The organism is Pseudomonas sp. BO3-4 (assembly GCF_034044115.1).
GTDB lineage: Bacteria > Pseudomonadota > Gammaproteobacteria > Pseudomonadales > Pseudomonadaceae > Aquipseudomonas > Aquipseudomonas alloputida.
Genome location: NZ_CP139018.1, coordinates 5,147,739 through 5,165,076, shown reverse-complemented (window position 1 = coordinate 5,165,076; position 17,338 = coordinate 5,147,739). Strand labels below are relative to the sequence as shown.

Annotated in this window: 16 protein-coding genes; 6 read left to right on the top strand and 10 right to left on the bottom strand. The window is 62.6% G+C overall.

The genetic code is table 11. The features are described 5' to 3' along the window. Positions 1 to 2 precede the first annotated feature (2 nt). Complete coding sequence (gene ttgA, locus REH59_RS23765) at positions 3 to 1,157, bottom strand: toluene efflux RND transporter periplasmic adaptor subunit TtgA (protein ID WP_014592249.1); 1,155 nt, start codon at positions 1,155 to 1,157, stop codon at positions 3 to 5. A gap of 257 nt (positions 1,158 to 1,414) precedes the next feature. On the opposite strand from ttgA, the gene ttgR reads away from it, so the two are divergent. Then, positions 1,415 to 2,047, top strand: coding sequence for an efflux transport transcriptional regulator TtgR (ttgR, locus tag REH59_RS23760; protein ID WP_014859138.1), 633 nt, complete (start codon positions 1,415 to 1,417; stop codon positions 2,045 to 2,047). A 111-nt stretch (positions 2,048 to 2,158) separates the two neighbouring features. Here ttgR and REH59_RS23755 read toward each other — a convergent pair whose 3' ends face one another. Further along, a complete protein-coding gene (locus tag REH59_RS23755; protein ID WP_014859139.1) occupies positions 2,159 to 3,610 on the bottom strand; it encodes an MDR family MFS transporter in 1,452 nt (483 codons plus the stop codon). A 381-nt stretch (positions 3,611 to 3,991) separates the two neighbouring features. Here REH59_RS23755 and REH59_RS23750 point away from each other — a divergent pair, with 381 nt between their 5' ends. After that, positions 3,992 to 4,861: an isocitrate lyase/PEP mutase family protein gene (locus REH59_RS23750; RefSeq protein WP_003251963.1), complete on the top strand. Its 870-nt coding sequence runs from the start codon at positions 3,992 to 3,994 to the stop codon at positions 4,859 to 4,861. Positions 4,862 to 5,093: 232 nt separating this feature from the next. Here the strand turns inward: REH59_RS23750 and REH59_RS23745 are convergent, their stop codons facing one another. After that, complete coding sequence (locus tag REH59_RS23745; protein ID WP_014859141.1) at positions 5,094 to 6,002, bottom strand: LysR family transcriptional regulator; 909 nt, start codon at positions 6,000 to 6,002, stop codon at positions 5,094 to 5,096. Between the two features lie 183 nt (positions 6,003 to 6,185). On the opposite strand from REH59_RS23745, the gene REH59_RS23740 reads away from it, so the two are divergent. Beyond that, positions 6,186 to 6,800, top strand: a complete 615-nt coding sequence (locus REH59_RS23740; RefSeq protein WP_003251968.1) for an NAD(P)-dependent oxidoreductase — start codon at positions 6,186 to 6,188, stop codon at positions 6,798 to 6,800. 97 nt (positions 6,801 to 6,897) lie between these two features. On the opposite strand, the gene REH59_RS23735 is transcribed toward REH59_RS23740, so the two are convergent. Continuing rightward, the gene (locus REH59_RS23735) at positions 6,898 to 7,773 is read right to left on the bottom strand and encodes a LysR substrate-binding domain-containing protein (RefSeq protein ID WP_012053627.1); all 876 of its coding nucleotides are present in this window, start codon (positions 7,771 to 7,773) and stop codon (positions 6,898 to 6,900) included. A gap of 114 nt (positions 7,774 to 7,887) precedes the next feature. Here REH59_RS23735 and REH59_RS23730 point away from each other — a divergent pair, with 114 nt between their 5' ends. Beyond that, positions 7,888 to 9,525 (top strand): 5-guanidino-2-oxopentanoate decarboxylase, encoded by a 1,638-nt coding sequence (locus tag REH59_RS23730; protein ID WP_014859142.1) that lies wholly within the window; start codon positions 7,888 to 7,890, stop codon positions 9,523 to 9,525. A 123-nt stretch (positions 9,526 to 9,648) separates the two neighbouring features. On the opposite strand, the gene REH59_RS23725 is transcribed toward REH59_RS23730, so the two are convergent. Further along, positions 9,649 to 10,569 carry an AraC family transcriptional regulator gene (locus REH59_RS23725; protein WP_003251974.1) on the bottom strand — a complete coding sequence of 307 codons (921 nt, stop codon included), beginning with the start codon at positions 10,567 to 10,569 and terminating at the stop codon, positions 9,649 to 9,651. A gap of 202 nt (positions 10,570 to 10,771) precedes the next feature. Between REH59_RS23725 and REH59_RS23720 the strand changes: the two genes are divergently transcribed. Both REH59_RS23720 and REH59_RS23715 read left to right on the top strand, forming a co-directional pair. After that, entirely contained in the window at positions 10,772 to 11,065 is a 294-nt protein-coding gene (locus REH59_RS23720) for a putative quinol monooxygenase (protein ID WP_003251976.1), read from the top strand. 16 nt (positions 11,066 to 11,081) lie between these two features. Further along, positions 11,082 to 11,348 (top strand): hypothetical protein, encoded by a 267-nt coding sequence (locus REH59_RS23715; protein ID WP_014859143.1) that lies wholly within the window; start codon positions 11,082 to 11,084, stop codon positions 11,346 to 11,348. Here REH59_RS23715 and REH59_RS23710 read toward each other — a convergent pair whose 3' ends face one another. From REH59_RS23710 to REH59_RS23690, 5 genes are all read right to left on the bottom strand, one after another. Next, positions 11,349 to 11,954 carry a flavin reductase family protein gene (locus REH59_RS23710; RefSeq protein ID WP_004575149.1) on the bottom strand — a complete coding sequence of 202 codons (606 nt, stop codon included), beginning with the start codon at positions 11,952 to 11,954 and terminating at the stop codon, positions 11,349 to 11,351. Positions 11,955 to 12,073: 119 nt separating this feature from the next. Continuing rightward, on the bottom strand, positions 12,074 to 12,361 hold the full coding sequence (locus REH59_RS23705; RefSeq protein ID WP_014859144.1) for a hypothetical protein: 288 nt from the start codon (positions 12,359 to 12,361) through the stop codon (positions 12,074 to 12,076). 300 nt (positions 12,362 to 12,661) lie between these two features. Beyond that, positions 12,662 to 13,981 carry an MFS transporter gene (locus REH59_RS23700; RefSeq protein ID WP_003251986.1) on the bottom strand — a complete coding sequence of 440 codons (1,320 nt, stop codon included), beginning with the start codon at positions 13,979 to 13,981 and terminating at the stop codon, positions 12,662 to 12,664. Positions 13,982 to 14,235: 254 nt separating this feature from the next. Then, entirely contained in the window at positions 14,236 to 15,570 is a 1,335-nt protein-coding gene (locus REH59_RS23695; RefSeq protein ID WP_003251989.1) for a sigma-54-dependent transcriptional regulator, read from the bottom strand. Next, positions 15,564 to 17,321 carry an ATP-binding protein gene (locus REH59_RS23690; protein ID WP_014859146.1) on the bottom strand — a complete coding sequence of 586 codons (1,758 nt, stop codon included), beginning with the start codon at positions 17,319 to 17,321 and terminating at the stop codon, positions 15,564 to 15,566. Before REH59_RS23690 ends, REH59_RS23695 begins: the two co-directional genes overlap by 7 nt. Positions 17,322 to 17,338 lie beyond the last annotated feature (17 nt).

Sequence of the window (17,338 nt, the reverse complement as noted above, 5' to 3'; positions counted from 1 at the left end):
GTTTACTCCGCTTTGGCGTCTGCTTTCGCCGCGTTGGCCTGATCAGGGCCGGCCGGCTTCTTGACGTTGGTGGCATCGCTGACCTTCACCTCGACGCCTGGGCGCACGTACTGCAGCCCTTCGGTGATCAGGCGGTCACCCGGGTTGAGGCCTTCCTCGATCAGCCAGTCGCTACCCAAGGTGCGGCTGGCCTTGAGCTGGCGCAGTTCAACCTTGTTCTCCTGGTTGACCACCAGGGCGGTGGGTGCGCCCTTGAGGTCGCGGGTCACGCCTTGTTGCGGTGCCAGGATGGCGTTGGCGTTGACCCCGGCCTTGAGCCGCGCATGCACGAACATGCCTGGCAGCAGGGTGTGATCGGGGTTGGGGAACAGCGCGCGCAGGGTCACCGAGCCGGTGGTCTCGTCAACCGCGACTTCGGAGAACTCCAGGCGACCTTCCTGCTTGAACAGGCTGCCGTCTTCCAGCACCAGCTGAACCGAGGCGGCGTTGTTGCCAGCCTTCTGCAACTGGCCGCTTTCCAGGTCACGGCGCAGCTTGAGCAGCTCGGCGGTGGACTGGGTAACGTCGACATAAATAGGATCGAGCTGCTGGATGGTGGCCATGGCGTCGGTCTGACCGTTGCTCACCAGTGCACCTTCGGTGAACGAAGAGCGACCGATACGGCCGCTGATCGGCGCCAGAACCTTGGTGTAGCGCAGGTCGATCTGTGCGCTCTTGAGCGAAGCCTCAGCCTGCAATCGTTTGGCATTGGCGTCGTCGTATTCCTGTTTGGAGACGGCCTGTTCGTCAATCAGTTGCTTGTAGCGTTCGGCCAGTGAGCGTGTAGCCAGCAGGTTGGCCTTGGCATTGGCCAGGGTGGCTTCGTACACGGCAGGGTCGATCTGATACAACTGCTGGCCTTCCTTGACCTCACTGCCTTCCTTGAACAGGCGCTTGAGGATGATGCCGTTGACCTGCGGGCGCACTTCGGCAACGCGGTAGGCACTGGTTCGCCCCGGCAATTCCGAGGTGAGGGTGAAGGCTTGCGGCTGGATGGTCACGACGCCGACCTGAGGAGCCTGCGCCGCTGGCGCTGCTTCTTCTTTCTTACAGCCACTGAGCAGGGTTGCCAGGGCGACGGCGGAAACCAGAGCGGTAACGGCTGGCTTGAATTGCATGAGGATCCTCGGGTCGCTGGAGCAGGGAGACGCTCAAGAGTAATGGAAGAGATCTTGATCTGGAAAAAATGCTATCCGGTGGATAAATAGCTTGCTAAGGAATATACTTACATTCATGGTTGTTTGTAAATACTGCTGGGTGGTACTCAGGTACAGCCTCAGCGCTTGATTAGCTTATCCGAGAGGCCCCGGCAGAGGTGCCCCCGGAGCGTTCCCCGCACGCGCTGCGCGTTCGGGCCAGATGAGGTTGTACTGCCATGGTCCGTCGAACCAAAGAAGAAGCCCAGGAAACCCGTGCCCAGATCATCGAGGCGGCGGAAAGGGCCTTCTACAAGCGCGGGGTTGCGCGAACCACCCTGGCCGACATCGCCGAACTGGCGGGTGTGACGCGGGGGGCGATCTACTGGCACTTCAACAACAAGGCCGAGCTGGTGCAGGCGTTGCTCGACAGCCTGCACGAGACCCATGACCATTTGGCGCGGGCGAGCGAAAGCGAGGATGAAGTCGACCCGCTTGGCTGCATGCGCAAGCTGCTGTTGCAAGTGTTCAACGAGCTGGTGCTCGATGCCCGAACCCGTCGTATCAATGAAATCCTGCATCACAAGTGCGAGTTCACCGATGACATGTGTGAAATTCGCCAGCAGCGCCAGAGTGCGGTGCTGGATTGCCACAAGGGCATCACCCTGGCGCTGGCCAATGCCGTACGCCGGGGCCAGTTGCCTGGCGAGCTGGATGCCGAGCGCGCGGCGGTGGCCATGTTTGCCTATGTCGATGGCCTGATCAGGCGCTGGCTATTGCTGCCTGACAGTGTCGATCTGTTGGGTGATGTCGAAAAATGGGTCGACACCGGGCTGGATATGCTGCGCTTGAGCCCGGCTCTGCGCAAATGACACTTTGTTAAGGATTGTGAGGGAGTGTTTCCCCTTTGTGTTAAGGGGAGATTAAGGTCGCCGCCGCCTTGCAGCTGTTCGCACCACAAGGCGGCAGCGCGTGTGCAACCTTCAGCGGCCGCGCAATTGCCGGTCAGGCAAAGCAAATGCCGCGAACAGTCCCAGCACCGCGACGACCGCACTCCCCATCAGCAGCTGCCGGAACGTCTCCAGCAACCGCCCCTGAGTCACCGGGTCCACCTCTGCGGCCTTCAAGCTCCCCAGCAACGGATTACCCGACAGTTCGAAACCACCCTGATGCAGCAGTGCCAGCAACAAGCTGGACATGCACGCCACGCCCATGGCTCCGCCCAGCGAACGGAACAGGTTGGTGGTGCTGGTGGCCACGCCGATGTCCTTGCTGGCCACCGCGCTTTGTGTGCCCACCAGTGAGGTCGGGAATTGCAGCCCGCAGGCTATACCGGTCAGCAGCATGCACAGCGCACTGAGCAACGCTGATTGCGGCGGAGTCAGTGCCATCGCGAAAATGGCCACTGGCATCAGCAGTGCACCGGCCAGGATCTGTGGCTTGTAGCGCCCGGTCCGGCTGGTCATGCGACCACCTGTGAAGGCGCCCATGGGCAGCCCCATGGCCAGCGGCAGCAGATGCAGGGCGGCGCTGTCGGCACCGGCGCCGGTAATGCCCTGGTAACGCAAGGGCATGAGCATGGTCAGGGAAATGGACTGGAAGCTGGCGAAGAAGATCACCGCCCAGCACAGCACTGCCACACGGTTGCCAAACAGGCTGAGCGGCAGCAGCGGCTCTGGGCAGCGGCGTTCGTGTGCGATGAAAAGCGCCAGGCCCAGTAGGGCGCAGCCGAACAGCGCCAGCACGGCCGGGTCGGCCCAGGCGTGGCCCTGGCCCACCAAGGTGATGCCCAGCAGCAGGCTGCCAAGGCCGAGAATCAACAGCATGGCGCCAAGGTAGTCCACCTGTGCCTCGCGACGCTGCACCGGCATATCAGCGAGCGCACGGCGAATGGCCCACAAGGCGACCAGCCCCAGCGGCAGGTTGATCCAGAACACCCAGCGCCACGACAGGTACTCGGTCAACCAGCCGCCCAGCACTGGCCCGGCCACGCTGGCCGCAGCGTACATGCTGCTGAAGTAGCCCTGGTAGCGGCCGCGTTCGCGTGGGGGCACGAAGTCGCCAATGATTGCCTGGCTCACCGAGACCATCCCGCCTGCGCCGACACCCTGCAGTACCCGGGCCAGCACCAGTTGCGGCATGTCCTGGGCCATGGCGCAGGCAATGGAGGCCAGGGTGAACAAGCTGATGCCGGTGAGGATCATCCGGCGCCGGCCGTAAAGGTCGCCCAGTTTGCCGTAGATCGGCACGGCCACGGTCATGGCCACCATATAACCGGAGATGACCCAGGCCAGCAGGCCGACATCGCTGAACTGCGCCGAGATGGCGGGCAGCGAGACGGCGACGATGGTCTGATCCAGTGCGCCGAGGAAGATGGCCAGCATCAGGGCGGTGAGCACGTTGCGCAGGGCGGTGGGGGGCAGGGCGGCGGTCACGGGAATACCTTGTTTGTCTATGGCGGCCCCTTCGCGGGCAAGCCTGCTCTCACAGAAGCCCTCGGATTGTAACCTGAGTTAGGTAGCTTCCTATGTACTATCTGCATCCCCTATGCAAGATCGGCATTGGCGCATTCATCCAGTGCTGCATGGCTGCGTGATATCGTTGGTATGCCACAGAGGCTGAAATCCGGGGCTTGCACCAGGTTGGTGCAGCATATTGACTCAGGTTTTTCAGTCCGCTGTCTCCCACACCTTTTATTCCTCTGCCTGCATGTCGAGCATGACCGCCCAGATGGCGACGGTTGGAACAGGTCAGGTAGACCCGATTACAGGGGTCGGTAGTTACCGTTCAAATTTCAACTTTTTTGCGGAGTGATCATGCCCAAGGCTTCCCACCAAGATCTGCGTTTTGCCTTCCGCGAGCTGCTCGCTTCAGGTTCCTGTTTCCACACTGCCTCGGTGTTCGACCCTATGTCGGCACGCATTGCCGCAGACCTGGGCTTCGAAGTCGGTATCCTCGGCGGTTCGGTCGCTTCGTTGCAGGTACTGGCTGCTCCAGACTTCGCTCTGATCACCCTCAGCGAGTTCGTCGAGCAGGCCACCCGCATTGGTCGGGTCGCGCAACTGCCGGTACTGGCCGACGCCGACCACGGTTATGGCAACGCATTGAACGTGATGCGCACGGTGATCGAACTGGAGCGCGCCGGTGTGGCCGCACTGACCATCGAGGACACCCTGCTGCCTGCCCAGTTCGGGCGCAAGTCCACTGACCTGATCCCGGTCGAGGAGGGCGTTGGCAAGATCCGCGCGGCGCTGGAGGCACGAGTCGATTCGTCCCTGTCGATCATTGCCCGTACCAACGCGGGCGTACTCAGCACCGAAGAAATCATCGTGCGTACCCAGAGCTACCAGAAGGCGGGCGCTGATGGCATCTGCATGGTCGGGGTCAAAGACTTCGAGCAGCTCGAACAGATTGCCGAGCACCTGACTGTGCCGCTGATGCTAGTTACATATGGCAACCCGAACCTGCGCGATGACGAGCGCCTGGCGCGTCTGGGCGTGCGCATCGTGGTCGATGGCCATGCGGCTTACTTTGCCGCGATCAAGGCCACTTACGACTGCCTGCGGCTGCAGCGTGGTCGGCAGAACAAGTCGGAAAACCTCAGTGCCACCGAACTCTCGCACACCTACACCCAGCCTGAAGACTACATTCGCTGGGCCAAGGAATACATGAGCGTCGAAGAGTGATCAGCAGGACGCCGTCCATTCAACGGACGGCGCTCAAGGTTGCACTGTGAGGCACGCAATGTGCCTGCTCGCAACTATTGGCGACGCTGGGCTGGCTGCGTAGCAGTTCGGCGCGCCAGCAGGCTGAGCCATACAGCCCTGCGGCAGCGGTAAGGGCCATGACAAGGGCGACTCTTCTGGATTTGATGCCCATGGTGCTCACCTCCCGTGACAGCGATAGGGGTGTACGCCACTAGTATAGATCCCGATCCCACGCCGGTTCGTCCTTGAAATGCTGCACCAGGAAATCCAGCATGCTGCGCAAGGTCGCCGGCATGTGTTTGCGCGACGTATACACCGCATTCAGGTTCAGTTCACGCGGTTTGGCCTCGGGCAGCAGACGCACCAGTTCACCCCGGCGTATGGCGTCTGCGGCCTGGTAGGTTGGCAGCATGGTGATACCGACGCCAGCCAGCGCAGCCCTTTGCAGGGTCATCACCTCGTTGGCACTGATGTTTCCGGATACGGGCACGGCGACCTGCTGGCCGGCTACCGCGAAATGCCACAAGCTGTGTCCGAAGTAGGCATGGGTCAGGCAGTTGTGCAGGCTCAGTTCCTCAACCCGTTGCGGCGTGCCTCGCTCATTCAGGTAGGCCGGTGCCGCGCACACGACCGAGCGGCACACGCTCAGGCGCCGGGCGATGAGGCTGGGGTCCACGTCATTGCTGGTGCGAATGGCCAGGTCGATGCGCTCGTCCACCAGGTTGACGGTGCGGTCGAGCATCTGCAGTTCTACCTTCACGTCAGGAAAGCGCCGCACATAGGCGGCCACTGCATCCACCAGCTGTGCCTGGCCGAATGAGGTACTGACGCTGATACGCAGTGCCCCCCTTGGTGCGTCTTCCGGCTGCTGCACGGCGGCCTGCAGGTCGCCGGCCAGTTCCAGCAGTTGCCGGCAGCGAGGCAGGGTTTCCTGGCCGGCTGCCGTGAGGCTGAGCTTGCGCGTGGTTCGCTGCATCAGCCGCGTGCCAACCCAGTCTTCCAACTCTGCCAGGTAGCGCGACACGACCGGCCGCGATAATTTCAGATAATCCGCCGCCGCCGACTGGCTGCCCAGGTCGATGACTGTGACGAATACACGCATGGCGTTGAGACGGTCCATGATTTGCCCGATTTCAGAAACAAACTATGTCTGAGCATCGCATTTTTTGTGACGAATCGGGTAACTAAGCTATGCGCATTGTTTGGTAGAAGGCGTTACCCGAAGCCGGCAGACGAGAGCCTTGGCGCTGGCGGCGAAGGTCACCAAGGGCGGTCATTCCGTTCAACTGATGGAGAGTATTTCATGAGCAAGATCGCAATCATCGGTGCCACCGGCCGTGCTGGCAGCCAGTTACTGGAAGAGGCCCTGCGCCGTGGTCACCGTGTACTGGCCATAGCCCGCGACCCTTCCACGCTTGAAGGGCGTGAGGGTGTGACCGTCAAGTCGCTGGATGCCACGGACAGCGCGGCCCTGCAGGCAGCGGTCGCAGGTATGGACGCTGTGTTGAGTGCCGCGCATTTCTCGACAATGGAGCCGCACGCCATCATCGAGCCGGTGAAGCGCGCCGGGGTCAAGCGCCTGCTGGTGGTGGGTGGCGCCGGTAGCTTGTTGCTGCCGTCAGGGCACCGGGTGATCGACAGCCCGGATTTCCCGGAGGCGTATAAAGCCGAGGCCAGTGCCGGCGTGCGTTTTCTGGAGGCGCTGCGGCGCGAGCCGAACCTGGACTGGACCTTCCTTTCGCCTTCGGCTGAGTTCGTTGAGGGTGAGCGCAGAGGTCACTATACGCTGGGCAAGGATCATCTGTTGATCGGTGCGGACGGCAAGAGCTGGATCACGTTTGCCGACTATGCGATTGCCATGCTGGATGAGCTGGAGAAGCCGCAGCACTCGCGGCAACGGTTCACAGTCGGCTATTGAGTCGCCCGCGTTGCGGGCATGCCCGCTCCCATGGGTACCGTACAGCTACCAAGGCCTGTGCAAACCTGTGGGAGCGGGCGAGCCTGCGAAAGGGCCGTCACAGGCTGGCCTGGCCCTCCAGCCAGTCCAGCAATTCCAGCAGCCCCGGCGGCAAGCTCCTGGCCTGGCTCACCAGGTAATACCCCTTGCCTGTCAGCACCTTCAGCGCAAACGGCATGCACAACCGCCCACCGCGCAGGTCATCGCCAATCAGCGACCAGTCACCGATTGCCACCCCTGTCCCCTGCGAGGCCATGGCCATCGCCATGTCCAGTGTCTCGAAATGTTGTTTAGGCCCATGCGTGGCGAGCGTCACTCCAGCCGCCTGCAACCACAACCGCCAGTCGTGTTCATCCCGCGAGGGATGCAGCAACATATGTCGGGCCAGGTCTTCCACCTGCTGCAACGGCACTGGCCCTTCACGCAGTGACGGTGCGCACACCGGTGTCAGCTGCTCATCGAACAGCTTGCGCACCTGCAGCCCGTGGTTCGGCGCATCGCCGTAGACCACTGCCGCATCGAAGCCCTCGCGACGGAAATCCACCCCGTGCTGCACGGTCGTTGTCAGCTCAACCGGCACATCCGGGCGCAGTGCCTGCCATTCCATCAGGCGCGGCAGCAGCCAGCGCATTACGCAGGTTGGTGCCTTCAGCTGCAAGGTCGTGCTGTGCTCACCCACCTCGCGCACCCCTTGTTCGATCAGGGCGAACACCTGCTGCACCCGTGGCAGCCAGTCCAGGCCTTCACGGGTCAGGCTCAACCCACGCGCCTCGCGCTTGAACAGGGCATAACCGAGGTGTTCTTCGAGGGCTGCAATCTGGCGGCTGACAGCGCCCTGGGTGATGTGCAACTGCTGCCCGGCGCGGGTGAAGTTGCAGTGCTGGGCGGTGACCAGAAACGTGTGCAGGGCAGGCAGGGGCGGGAGGCGTTTCATTGCAGTAAGCCATGATCACAGGACATGGCTAGTATGTGTTTTTTTACATTGTGGCGATAGCCGTGGCTTGGGTCCAATAAGGGCATACCCCAACACGATTCATGGTGACCCCTGATGGCAACCTGCGGCGAAGTACTGGTCAAACTCCTTGAAGGCTATGGCGTCGATCATGTCTTCGGCATCCCCGGTGTACATACCGTGGAGCTCTATCGTGGCCTGGCGGGCTCTTCCATTCGCCACATCACCCCGCGTCATGAGCAAGGTGCCGGGTTCATGGCTGACGGCTATGCGCGTACCCGCGGCAAACCCGGGGTGTGCTTCATTATCACCGGCCCGGGCATGACCAATATCACCACTGCCATGGGCCAGGCCTATGCCGACTCGATCCCGATGCTGGTGATTTCCAGCGTGCAGTCCCGTGATCAGCTGGGCGGTGGCCGTGGCAAGCTGCACGAACTGCCCAACCAAGCCGCGCTGGTATCGGGTGTGGCGGCGTTTTCCCACACCTTGATGAGTGCAGCCGACTTGCCGCAGGTGCTGGCCAGGGCATTTGCCGTGTTCGACAGTGCCCGGCCACGCCCGGTGCATATCGAAATCCCGCTCGATGTGCTGGTTGAACCGGCCGACTTCCTGCTGCCGGGCCGCCCTGTACGGGGCAGTCGGGCAGGGGCTGCACCGCAGGCCGCGGCGCAGATGGCTGAGCGACTGGCCAGTGCACGTCGGCCGCTGATTCTGGCCGGTGGCGGGGCGTTGGCTGCGGGCGCTGCGCTGGCACGCCTGGCCGAACACCTTCAGGCCCCGGTAGCGCTGACCATCAATGCCAAAGGCTTGCTGCCTGCCAGCCACCCATTGCAGATCGGCTCGACCCAGTCGTTACCCGCCACACGGGCGCTGGTGGCCGAGGCCGACGTGGTGCTGGCGATCGGTACCGAACTGGCTGAAACCGATTATGACGTGACCTTCAAGGGAGGCTTCGAGATCCCGGGCAGGCTGCTGCGCATTGACATCGACCCGGACCAGACCGTGCGTAATTATCTGCCGGAGCTGGCGCTGGTAGCCGATGCCGAGCTGGCAGCCGAAGCGCTGCTCGGTGCCTTGCAAGCCCGGCCGCAGCCAGCGCACGAAAGCACTTGGGGCATGGCTCGCGTGGCCAACCTGCGCAAGGTCCTGGCGGCAGACTGGGACCAGCCAACCCTGAGCCAGACACGTTTGCTGAGCGCCATACTGGAGCGCCTGCCTAATGCGATTCTGGTGGGCGACTCGACCCAACCTGTGTACACCGGCAACCTGACACTCGACATGGAGCAGCCACGCCGCTGGTTCAACGCCTCGACCGGTTACGGCACCTTGGGTTACGCGTTGCCAGCAGCCATGGGCGCCTGGTTGGGCAGTGCCGAGCAGGCCGTCGAACGCGCTCCGGCGGTGTGCCTGATTGGTGATGGTGGTTTGCAGTTCACCCTGCCGGAACTGGCCAGTGCAGTGGAGGCACAGGTACCGCTGATCGTGCTGCTGTGGAATAACCAGGGGTACGAGGAAATCAAGAAATACATGGTCAATCGGGCGATCGAGCCGGTCGGGGTGGATATCCATACCCCGGATTTCATCGGCGTGGCGCGAGCGTTGGGCGCGGCAGCAGAGAACGTGGCCGATATTGCCCAATTGCAGGCGGCGCTCGGACAAGCGGTGGAGCGCAAGGGGCCGACCTTGATTCAGGTGGACCAGAATCAGTGGCAGGCCGCGGTGTTGGGTTGAAGCATTGCGATTGCCTGTATCGGCCTCTCGTGCCTGCAGGCAGCGCGCAATTTTCGCATCTGTGCAAAAACCTGCAGGTGCGGGTTTACCCGCGAAAGCGCCGGGGCAGGCGAGTGTCGAGCTTCAGACCGCAGTAGCCCGCAACCGAGCCACATCGCGAATTGGCGGCGCGCCGTAAAGCCGGCTGTATTCACGGCTGAATTGCGACGGGCTTTCATAACCCACCCGATAAGCCGCCACCGCCGCCTCCAGCCCGTCGTTCAACATCAGCCGCCGCGCCTCTTGCAGGCGCAGTTGCTTCTGGTACTGAAGCGGGCTCATCGAGGTCACGGCCTTGAAGCGGTGGTGCAAGGTCGAGGTGCTGAGGTTGACCTCACGCGCCAGGTCCTCGATACGCAGCGGCTGTTGGAAGTTGTTGTTGAGCCAAGTGATGGCCTGGCAAACCCGGTGGGTCTGGCTGTTGGCCAAGGCAATTTCATACAGCCGGTAACCCTGCGGCCCACGCAGCAGGCGGTAGAGAATCTCGCGGCGGAACAGCGGCGCCAGCATTGCGATGTCGCGCGGGGTGTCCAGCAGCCGCAGCAACCGCAGCAGGGCATCGAGTAACGCGGCATCAGTCCTTTCCACATACAAACCACGGCCGGAAGGTCGATTGGGTACCAGCATCGGTCCGCTCTCGGCGATCAGCTGGCTGATCTCGGCCGGGTCCAGGTCCATGCGCAGGCCCAGGCTTGGGTTCTCGGGGCTGGCATCCAGCCTCACGGCACTGAGTGGCAAGGTTACCGAAACGACCATGTAATGCAGTGGGTCGTAGGCGTATTGCTCGTCACCCAGGAACAGGCTTTTGCTGCCCTGGGCAAGGATGCACAGGGCAGGCTGCGCCAGGGTGGGTACAGAACGCACATTTTCGGTGTAACGCACCAGGTACAGGTCATCGATGGCCGATGCTGGGCCATAGGGCTCGCCCGCGTGGCGGTTGATCAGCTCGGCCAGCTCCAGGCGCTGCAGTTCCAGGGTCGGTTCGGTGGACGTGGCGGTGGTCATGATGGCTTTCCTCTGCTGACCGACGCAGCATAGGTTTGGGCAAAGACGGGCGCTAGTCGAAAGCTGCATGTCGATTGCCTGATCCTGCCGCGCTGCAGGATCAGGCAATCGACATGCAGTAATGGCCTAACGCGCCGCGCGGGTGAGCGCCTAACCTTGGCAGCCTGGCTTTTCCGTCCGCCTGCTTCAAGGAGATTGTGCAATGACCCTTAAACAACCGGTCACCCACCTTGCTTTCATCCGTGCCAGCAGCGGGCGCTCGGCAGAGCTGGGCGCGCGCCTGCGTGACCTGCTCGAGCCCTCGCTGCGAGCACCGGGATGCCTGAGTTTCACCGTGCAGCGTTCTCAGGCTGATGCTGACCTGTGGTTGCTCAGCGGAAGCTGGCAGGACCAGCAGGCGATGAGTGGCTACTTTGCTTCACCGACACTGGAGGTGTTCGGTGAGCTGGTGCAGGCTCAGGTGGTCAGCAGCCTGGACTTGCATACCTTCGATTGAGCGTGGATGAGGTAAAGTGACACCCTTGTTCAATCACGCGGACAGCAACATGGCACGTAGGGAATTCACTCATTTCGAAGCGGTATCGGCGATGGTGCCAGTGGAAGGTGGCGGCTACAACGCAGCCATCGCGGTCAAAGCCTTGGGCATGGGCGGCGCGCCGCGCTTTCACAAGGTTCTCGACGGGCAGGTGTTCAAGGGCGCTGTGGCCGCCGACGAAGCGGCCACCGCCGAGCTGCAACGCCTGCAGGGCGTCAGCGAAGAGGGTGAGCTGGTCTGGTGATCAGGCCGGCGGCCGGGCCATCTTGAACAGGTTGCCCAGCTCGAAATAATCCGCCGGGCCACCCCCACGCAGGATCGGCTCGGCGGCAGCGGTATCGTAGATGCCGTTGTTCAACAGGTGCTCGGCAATGTGCACCGCCACCACTTCCCCAAGGATCAGCCAGCTGGGCACCTCTTGCTGGTCGGCGCGCTTGAGCTGGACGATCTGGCTGACCTTGCACTCGAAGGCTACCGGCGTTTCACCCACGCGCGGCACCTTGACGATGCTAGACGGTGCGGCAGTGAGGCCGCTCAATTCGAATTCGTTCACTTCGGCAGCAACCGGTGCGCAGCTCAGGTTCATTTGCTCGGCCAGTGGGCGGGTGGCCAGGTTCCAGACGAACTCACCGGTCTGCTCGATGTTGTTCAGGCTGTCTTTGCGCCCGACGCTGCAGAAACCGATGATCGGCGGGATGTAGTTGAACGCATTGAAGAAGCTGTAAGGCGCCAGATTCAGGCGGCCTTCGCGGTCCTGAGAGGAGATCCAGCCGATAGGGCGGGGACCGACGATGGCATTGAACGGGTCGTGCGGCAGGCCGTGGCCTTTGGCGGGTTCGTAGTAATACATCTGTGCTGGGCTTGTTGGCCCTACCTCCTGGTGGACAAGGTGCCTAGTGTGCCAAGCCTGAGCTCGTGTGCAAATGATCAAGCCCGGCCGAAGCCGGGCTGGGTGCTCGCAATCAGGTATCAGCTGATGCGGTGCGCGTTGGTGCGGTCGAAGCCGTCTTCAGCGAAGCGTTGGCCGCCGGTGCGGTCGAAGCCGTCTTCAGCGAAGCGTTGGCCACCGGTGCGGTCGAAGCCGTCTTCGGCGAAGCGTTGGCCGCCGGTGCGGTCGAAGCCGTCTTCAGCGTAGCTGGCTGACTGGGTTTGAACCGCGGCAAAGGTGTGAGCGTCGGTCCGGTCGAAGCCATCTTCGGCGAAGGCGCCAGCTGCGAAAACCGAAAGGGCCAAGGTGAGGATCAGTTTGTTTTTCATGGTCGTTGCTCCAGGGGTTTGTGAGTTGTTTGTTTCTATGGGTTTAATCCTACGCCGAATAATTTGATTAAAAAGCGCAAAAAACAGTGCTTAATAATCTATTTATTAGATGTTTTTGTGCGCGTATGCCGTGCTTCAGGCCGCAAGCCTGGCTTGGGAGCGTTCGCGCGGGCGCCAACGTTCTGCCAGCCATTGCAGCTTGAAAAGGTGGAATTAATAGGGCGTTAAGAAGGAAAGGTCTGAATGAAAAAGGGGCGCTCCATGCAATGGAGCGCCCCTTTTAGTACTGCCAGGCCAGCGTTACTCAGTGGTAATCCGCGAGTGCTGCTTGGTGTCTTTCATGGTCGCGTAAACCAGCAGCGAGCAGGCGATACAGGCGGTGACGTACCAGTAGAAGCCGCTCTCCATACCAGCGCTCTTGAACCACAGGGCCACGTATTCGGCGGTGCCACCGAAGATCGACACCGTCAGGGCATACGGCAGGCCCACGCCGAGGGCGCGAATCTCGGTAGGGAACAGCTCGGCTTTGACCACGGCGTTGATCGAGGTATAGCCGCTTACGATGATCAGTGCGGCCATGATCAGGAAGAACGCACCCCACCAGGTCTGGATGGTGTGCAGGGTGCTGAGGATGGGAACGGTGAACAGGGTACCGAGCACACCGAAGGCGATCAGGATCGGACGGCGGCCGATCTTGTCGGACAGACCACCGATCACCGGCTGCAGGCACATGAACAGGAACAGCGTGGCGGCCGAGATGGTGGTCGAGTCACTGATGCTCATGCCCACGGTGTTGACCAGGTATTTCTGCATGTAGGTGGTGTAGGTGTAGAAGGCCAGGGTGCCGCCCATGGTCAGACCGACGACGGTCATCAGCTCCTTGGGGTGACGCAGCAGGGTGCGCATCAGGCTTTCCTTGGCCTTTTCCTTCTTGGTGAACGAGGCGGTTTCTTCCATGCCGCGACGCAGGTACAGGGCCACCACCGCGCACAGCGCACCGATCACGAACGGCACGCGCCAGCCCCAGGCGTACAACTGCTCGGTGGTCAGGGTCTGTTGCAGGACGATCAGTACCGCCAGGGCGATGAGCTGGCCGGAGATCAGGGTCACGTACTGGAAGCTGGAGAAGAAACCACGGCGCTCCTTGCTGGCCATTTCGCTGAGGTAGGTGGCCGAGGTGCCGTATTCACCACCCACCGACAGGCCCTGCAGCAGGCGCGCGATGACCAGCAGGACAGGTGCGGCGACGCCGATGGTTTCGTAACCCGGGGTCAGGGCGATGACCAACGAGCCTGCGCACATGAGCAATACCGACGCCATCAGCGCGGCCTTGCGGCCCTTGCGGTCGGCGTACAGGCCCATCAGCCAGCCACCGATCGGGCGCATGAGGAAGCCCACGGCGAAGATCGCAGCGGTATTGAGCAGTTGTGCGGTGGAGTCGCCGGCGGGGAAGAAGGCCTTGGCGAAGTACAGCGAGAATGCGGCGTAGACGTACCAGTCGTACCATTCGACCATGTTGCCGATGGACCCGCTGAAAATCGACTTCAAGCGGCTGGCGGTGGTTTTTTCTGCGGCAGGCGCGGTGGCCGCCCCGGCGGGCAGGGAGGTGGCGTTATCCATCAGGGATACCTTCTCGTTGTTTTTGTGGAGCGCGCCGTGGCGCAGCTTGCCAAGGCAATTGCAGAAGGTGTGCCAAATGGGGGCGGGCTGATTCATTTCAGGGCATCCAATACCCCAAAACCGGCACAGTAGCGGGGCTTGCGCTGCCCTTTGCGGGAGCGGGCTTGCCTGCGAAGGGCTGCAAAGCAGCCCGGAATCTCGACGTGATAAGCGGTTTTTTGCCTACCAGGTGCAGGTCATAAGCGGATTTCCGCTCATTCCTGCCCAACAAAATCCTCGCGCACCAGCCCGTGCCGTTGCATCTTCTCGTTAAGGGTGCGCCGCGGCAGTTGCAACGCCTCCATCACCGACTTGATCTCGCCCCCATGCTGACGCAAGGCCGCACGCAGGCATTGCGCCTCGAATGCTTCCATCTGCTCGCCCAGCGACTGCCCGGCAGGTGCCACCTCGATGTTTGGCGAACCCAGCCCCAGCGCATGCCGCTCCGCCGCATTGGCCAGCTCACGCACGTTGCCAGGCCAATCATGTGACAGCAGCTGCGCCAGCTGTGCAGCCGATAGCGGCGGGGCGGTGCGACCCAGCTTTTCACCTGCAGCACGGGCAAAGTGTTCGAACAGCAGCGGAATGTCCTCCCGCCGCTCGCGCAGCGGTGCCAGGCGCAATTCGGCCACGTTCAGGCGGTAGGCCAGGTCTTCGCGGAAGCGCCCGGCACGCGCCTCCTCGAGCAGGTCGGGCTTGGTCGCAGCAATGATGCGCAGGTCCACGCTGATGCTCTGGTTGGCCCCCAGGCGCTCCAGCTTCTGCTCCTGTATCACCCGCAACAGCTTGGCCTGTTGGGCCAGTGGCATGCTCTCGATTTCGTCGAGGAACACGGTGCCACCGTTGGCATATTCCAGCTTGCCGATCCGTTTACCCTGGGCGCCCGTGAAGGCGCCGCTCTCATGGCCGAACAGTTCGGCCTCGAACAACGACTCGGGGATGGCCGCGCAGTTAAGGGCTACAAAGGGCTTGGCGGCACGGGGGCCAAAGTCGTGCAGGCAGCGGGCCACCCGCTCCTTGCCACTGCCGGTTTCACCGCGAATCAGCACGTTCACCGGCAGGCCGGCCAGGTCCAGCACTTGCCGGCGCAGCTGTTGCAGGCCCTGGGACATGCCCAGTAGCGTGACTTCCAGGCGTGACTTGAGGTCGGCCTGCTCGTGGAGCCGGCGGTTCTCAAGTACCAGCTGGCGCTTTTCCAGGGCGCGGCGCAGGCTGCCCAGCAAGTCTTGCGGCGTGAAGGGTTTTTCCAGGAAGTCATAGGCCCCCATGCGCATGGCTTCTACCGCCATCGGTACATCACCGTGACCGGTCAGCAGAATCACGGGCAGGTCGGGGTCGTTCGCCTGCAGGCGTTCGAGCAATTGCAGGCCATCCATGCCCGGCATTCGCACATCGCTGATGATCACCCCAGGGAAGTGCTGCGGCAGGTGTGCCAGGCACGCTTCGGCGTGAGCGAACAACTGCACGCTGAAGCCAGACAGACTCAGCCATTGCTCGACAGCAGTGCGGATACTGGCTTCATCATCGACGACGATCACCGAATTCAACATACAGGCTCCAGGTCACGGGGCAGGGTAAGGCTCAGGCGCGCGCCGCCAGGCAGGTTCTCGGCCCGCAGCTGGCCGCCGGCCTCGTGGACGATGCCGTAAGAAATGGCCAGGCCCAGCCCTAGCCCTTCCCCCACCGGTTTGGTGGTGAAGAACGGGTCGAAGACCTTGGCCAGGTCGGCTTCGGCAATGCCACCACCCGAGTCGAGCACACTCAGGCGCCATAGTGCCCCGTCGGGTTCGATGCGGATCTCCAGGCGTTTGTAACGCTTGTCGAGCATGGCGTCGAGTGCATTGTGCAGGAGGTTTATCAGCACCTGCTCCAGGCGGATGGCATCGCCGCGTACCCAGGCCGGGCGTGCCAGGTACAGCGCCACTTCCACTTCTTCGTTGCGAAGGCGCGCTTCCAGCAGGTGCAAGGCCTGGTCGACCACGGTTGCCAGGTCAAGGCGTTCGCGCAGGCCCATCGGGCTGTTGCGGGCAAAGGTTTTCAGGTGGCTGGTAAGTGCTGCCATGCGCGTGAGCATCTGTTCCAGTGGCTCCAGCGCTTGCCGCGCTTCGTCATGGCGACCATGGTCAAGCAGCAGGCGCAGGGTTTCCAGCTGCATACGCTGGGTGGTCAGAGGCTGGTTGATTTCGTGGGCCATGGCCGCCGACATCTGCCCGAGAGCGGCGAGCTTGGCTGATTGCACCAGGCCTTCCTGGGCAGTGCGCAGCTCGCGGGTGCGTTCTTCGACCTGGCGTTCGAGTTCTTGCCGGCTGCGCTGGCGCAGGCGTGCCAGGCGCAGGCGTTGGCTGACGAAAAGGGCGGCGAACACCAGGCTCAGCCAGACGGCGGCGGCGCCAAGCGCGGCATTACGGCCGTCGGCAGCAACCTGCGGTTTGCGCAGCAGGTGCAAGGTCCAGTTTTCGCCTTCCAGCGGCAGGCTTTCCCACAGGTACTCGGTACTACCCTCGGGGCCTTGCACGCGGCTAAGGGTGCTGTAGGGGGCAAACCGCGTCAGCACCTGATGGTGTAGCGGCACCAGCGGTTGCTTGTCGTACTGGCGGGTTTCGGCCAGCTCGGCACGGTCGGCGCCACTGAGCGGCTGAAGCTCGCGGTAGCGCCAGCCATCCTGGTTTGCGATGAAAGTGATGCCGCGGGCGTCGCTGACCAACAGGATATCGTTGCCCTGTCGCCATTCGCGCTCCAGCTCGGGGAACTCCAGCTTGACCACCATGGCGCCAAGGAATCGGCCATGCTCGTCGTTCACCGCGCTGGCGAGGAAGTAGCCCGGCACGCCACTGGTCACGCCCACGGCATAGAAGCGGCCACTGCCCTGGCTGCGGGTTTGCTTGAAGTAGGGGCGGAAACCGTAGTTGGAGCCGACGTAGCTGCTGGGCAGCCGCCAGTTGCTGGCGGCAATGGCCAGCCCGGTGCGGTCGAGCAGCTCGAGGGTGGAGGAATTGGCGGCGCCATTGATGCGTTCGAGCTTGAGGTTCAGGGCGTTCTGAACCTTTTCGTCGACCGGGCCGCGCAAGGCTGCGATCAGCTCCGGGTCCAGCGCCAGCACGGCGGGGAGGGCACGGTAGCGATCGATCAGGGTGTGCAGTGCGTTGGCGTACAGGCCCAGTTGCTGGCTGGCACGCTTGGCGTCGTCTTCCATGGCCTGGCGCTTGGCCTGGTGCATGGCCCAGCCGGCGCTGAGTGCGGTACCCAGCACGATCAGCAGGGTGATCAGCCCCAGACGCAGGGCGCGAAAGGAAAAGGGCATCGGGGGGCGGATCCGGT

What these genes read in the sequence shown, in the direction of transcription:
- ttgA (WP_014592249.1), bottom strand. Translation starts at nt 1,157, where the DNA reads ATGCAATTCAAGCCAGCCGTTACCGCTCTGGTTTCCGCCGTCGCCCTG.
- ttgR (WP_014859138.1), top strand. Translation starts at nt 1,415, where the DNA reads ATGGTCCGTCGAACCAAAGAAGAAGCCCAGGAAACCCGTGCCCAGATC.
- REH59_RS23750 (WP_003251963.1), top strand. Translation starts at nt 3,992, where the DNA reads ATGCCCAAGGCTTCCCACCAAGATCTGCGTTTTGCCTTCCGCGAGCTG.
- REH59_RS23745 (WP_014859141.1), bottom strand. Translation starts at nt 6,002, where the DNA reads ATGGACCGTCTCAACGCCATGCGTGTATTCGTCACAGTCATCGACCTG.
- REH59_RS23740 (WP_003251968.1), top strand. Translation starts at nt 6,186, where the DNA reads ATGAGCAAGATCGCAATCATCGGTGCCACCGGCCGTGCTGGCAGCCAG.
- REH59_RS23735 (WP_012053627.1), bottom strand. Translation starts at nt 7,773, where the DNA reads ATGAAACGCCTCCCGCCCCTGCCTGCCCTGCACACGTTTCTGGTCACC.
- REH59_RS23730 (WP_014859142.1), top strand. Translation starts at nt 7,888, where the DNA reads ATGGCAACCTGCGGCGAAGTACTGGTCAAACTCCTTGAAGGCTATGGC.
- REH59_RS23725 (WP_003251974.1), bottom strand. Translation starts at nt 10,569, where the DNA reads ATGACCACCGCCACGTCCACCGAACCGACCCTGGAACTGCAGCGCCTG.
- REH59_RS23720 (WP_003251976.1), top strand. Translation starts at nt 10,772, where the DNA reads ATGACCCTTAAACAACCGGTCACCCACCTTGCTTTCATCCGTGCCAGC.
- REH59_RS23710 (WP_004575149.1), bottom strand. Translation starts at nt 11,954, where the DNA reads ATGTATTACTACGAACCCGCCAAAGGCCACGGCCTGCCGCACGACCCG.
- REH59_RS23705 (WP_014859144.1), bottom strand. Translation starts at nt 12,361, where the DNA reads ATGAAAAACAAACTGATCCTCACCTTGGCCCTTTCGGTTTTCGCAGCT.
- REH59_RS23700 (WP_003251986.1), bottom strand. Translation starts at nt 13,981, where the DNA reads ATGGATAACGCCACCTCCCTGCCCGCCGGGGCGGCCACCGCGCCTGCC.
- REH59_RS23695 (WP_003251989.1), bottom strand. Translation starts at nt 15,570, where the DNA reads ATGTTGAATTCGGTGATCGTCGTCGATGATGAAGCCAGTATCCGCACT.
- REH59_RS23690 (WP_014859146.1), bottom strand. Translation starts at nt 17,321, where the DNA reads ATGCCCTTTTCCTTTCGCGCCCTGCGTCTGGGGCTGATCACCCTGCTG.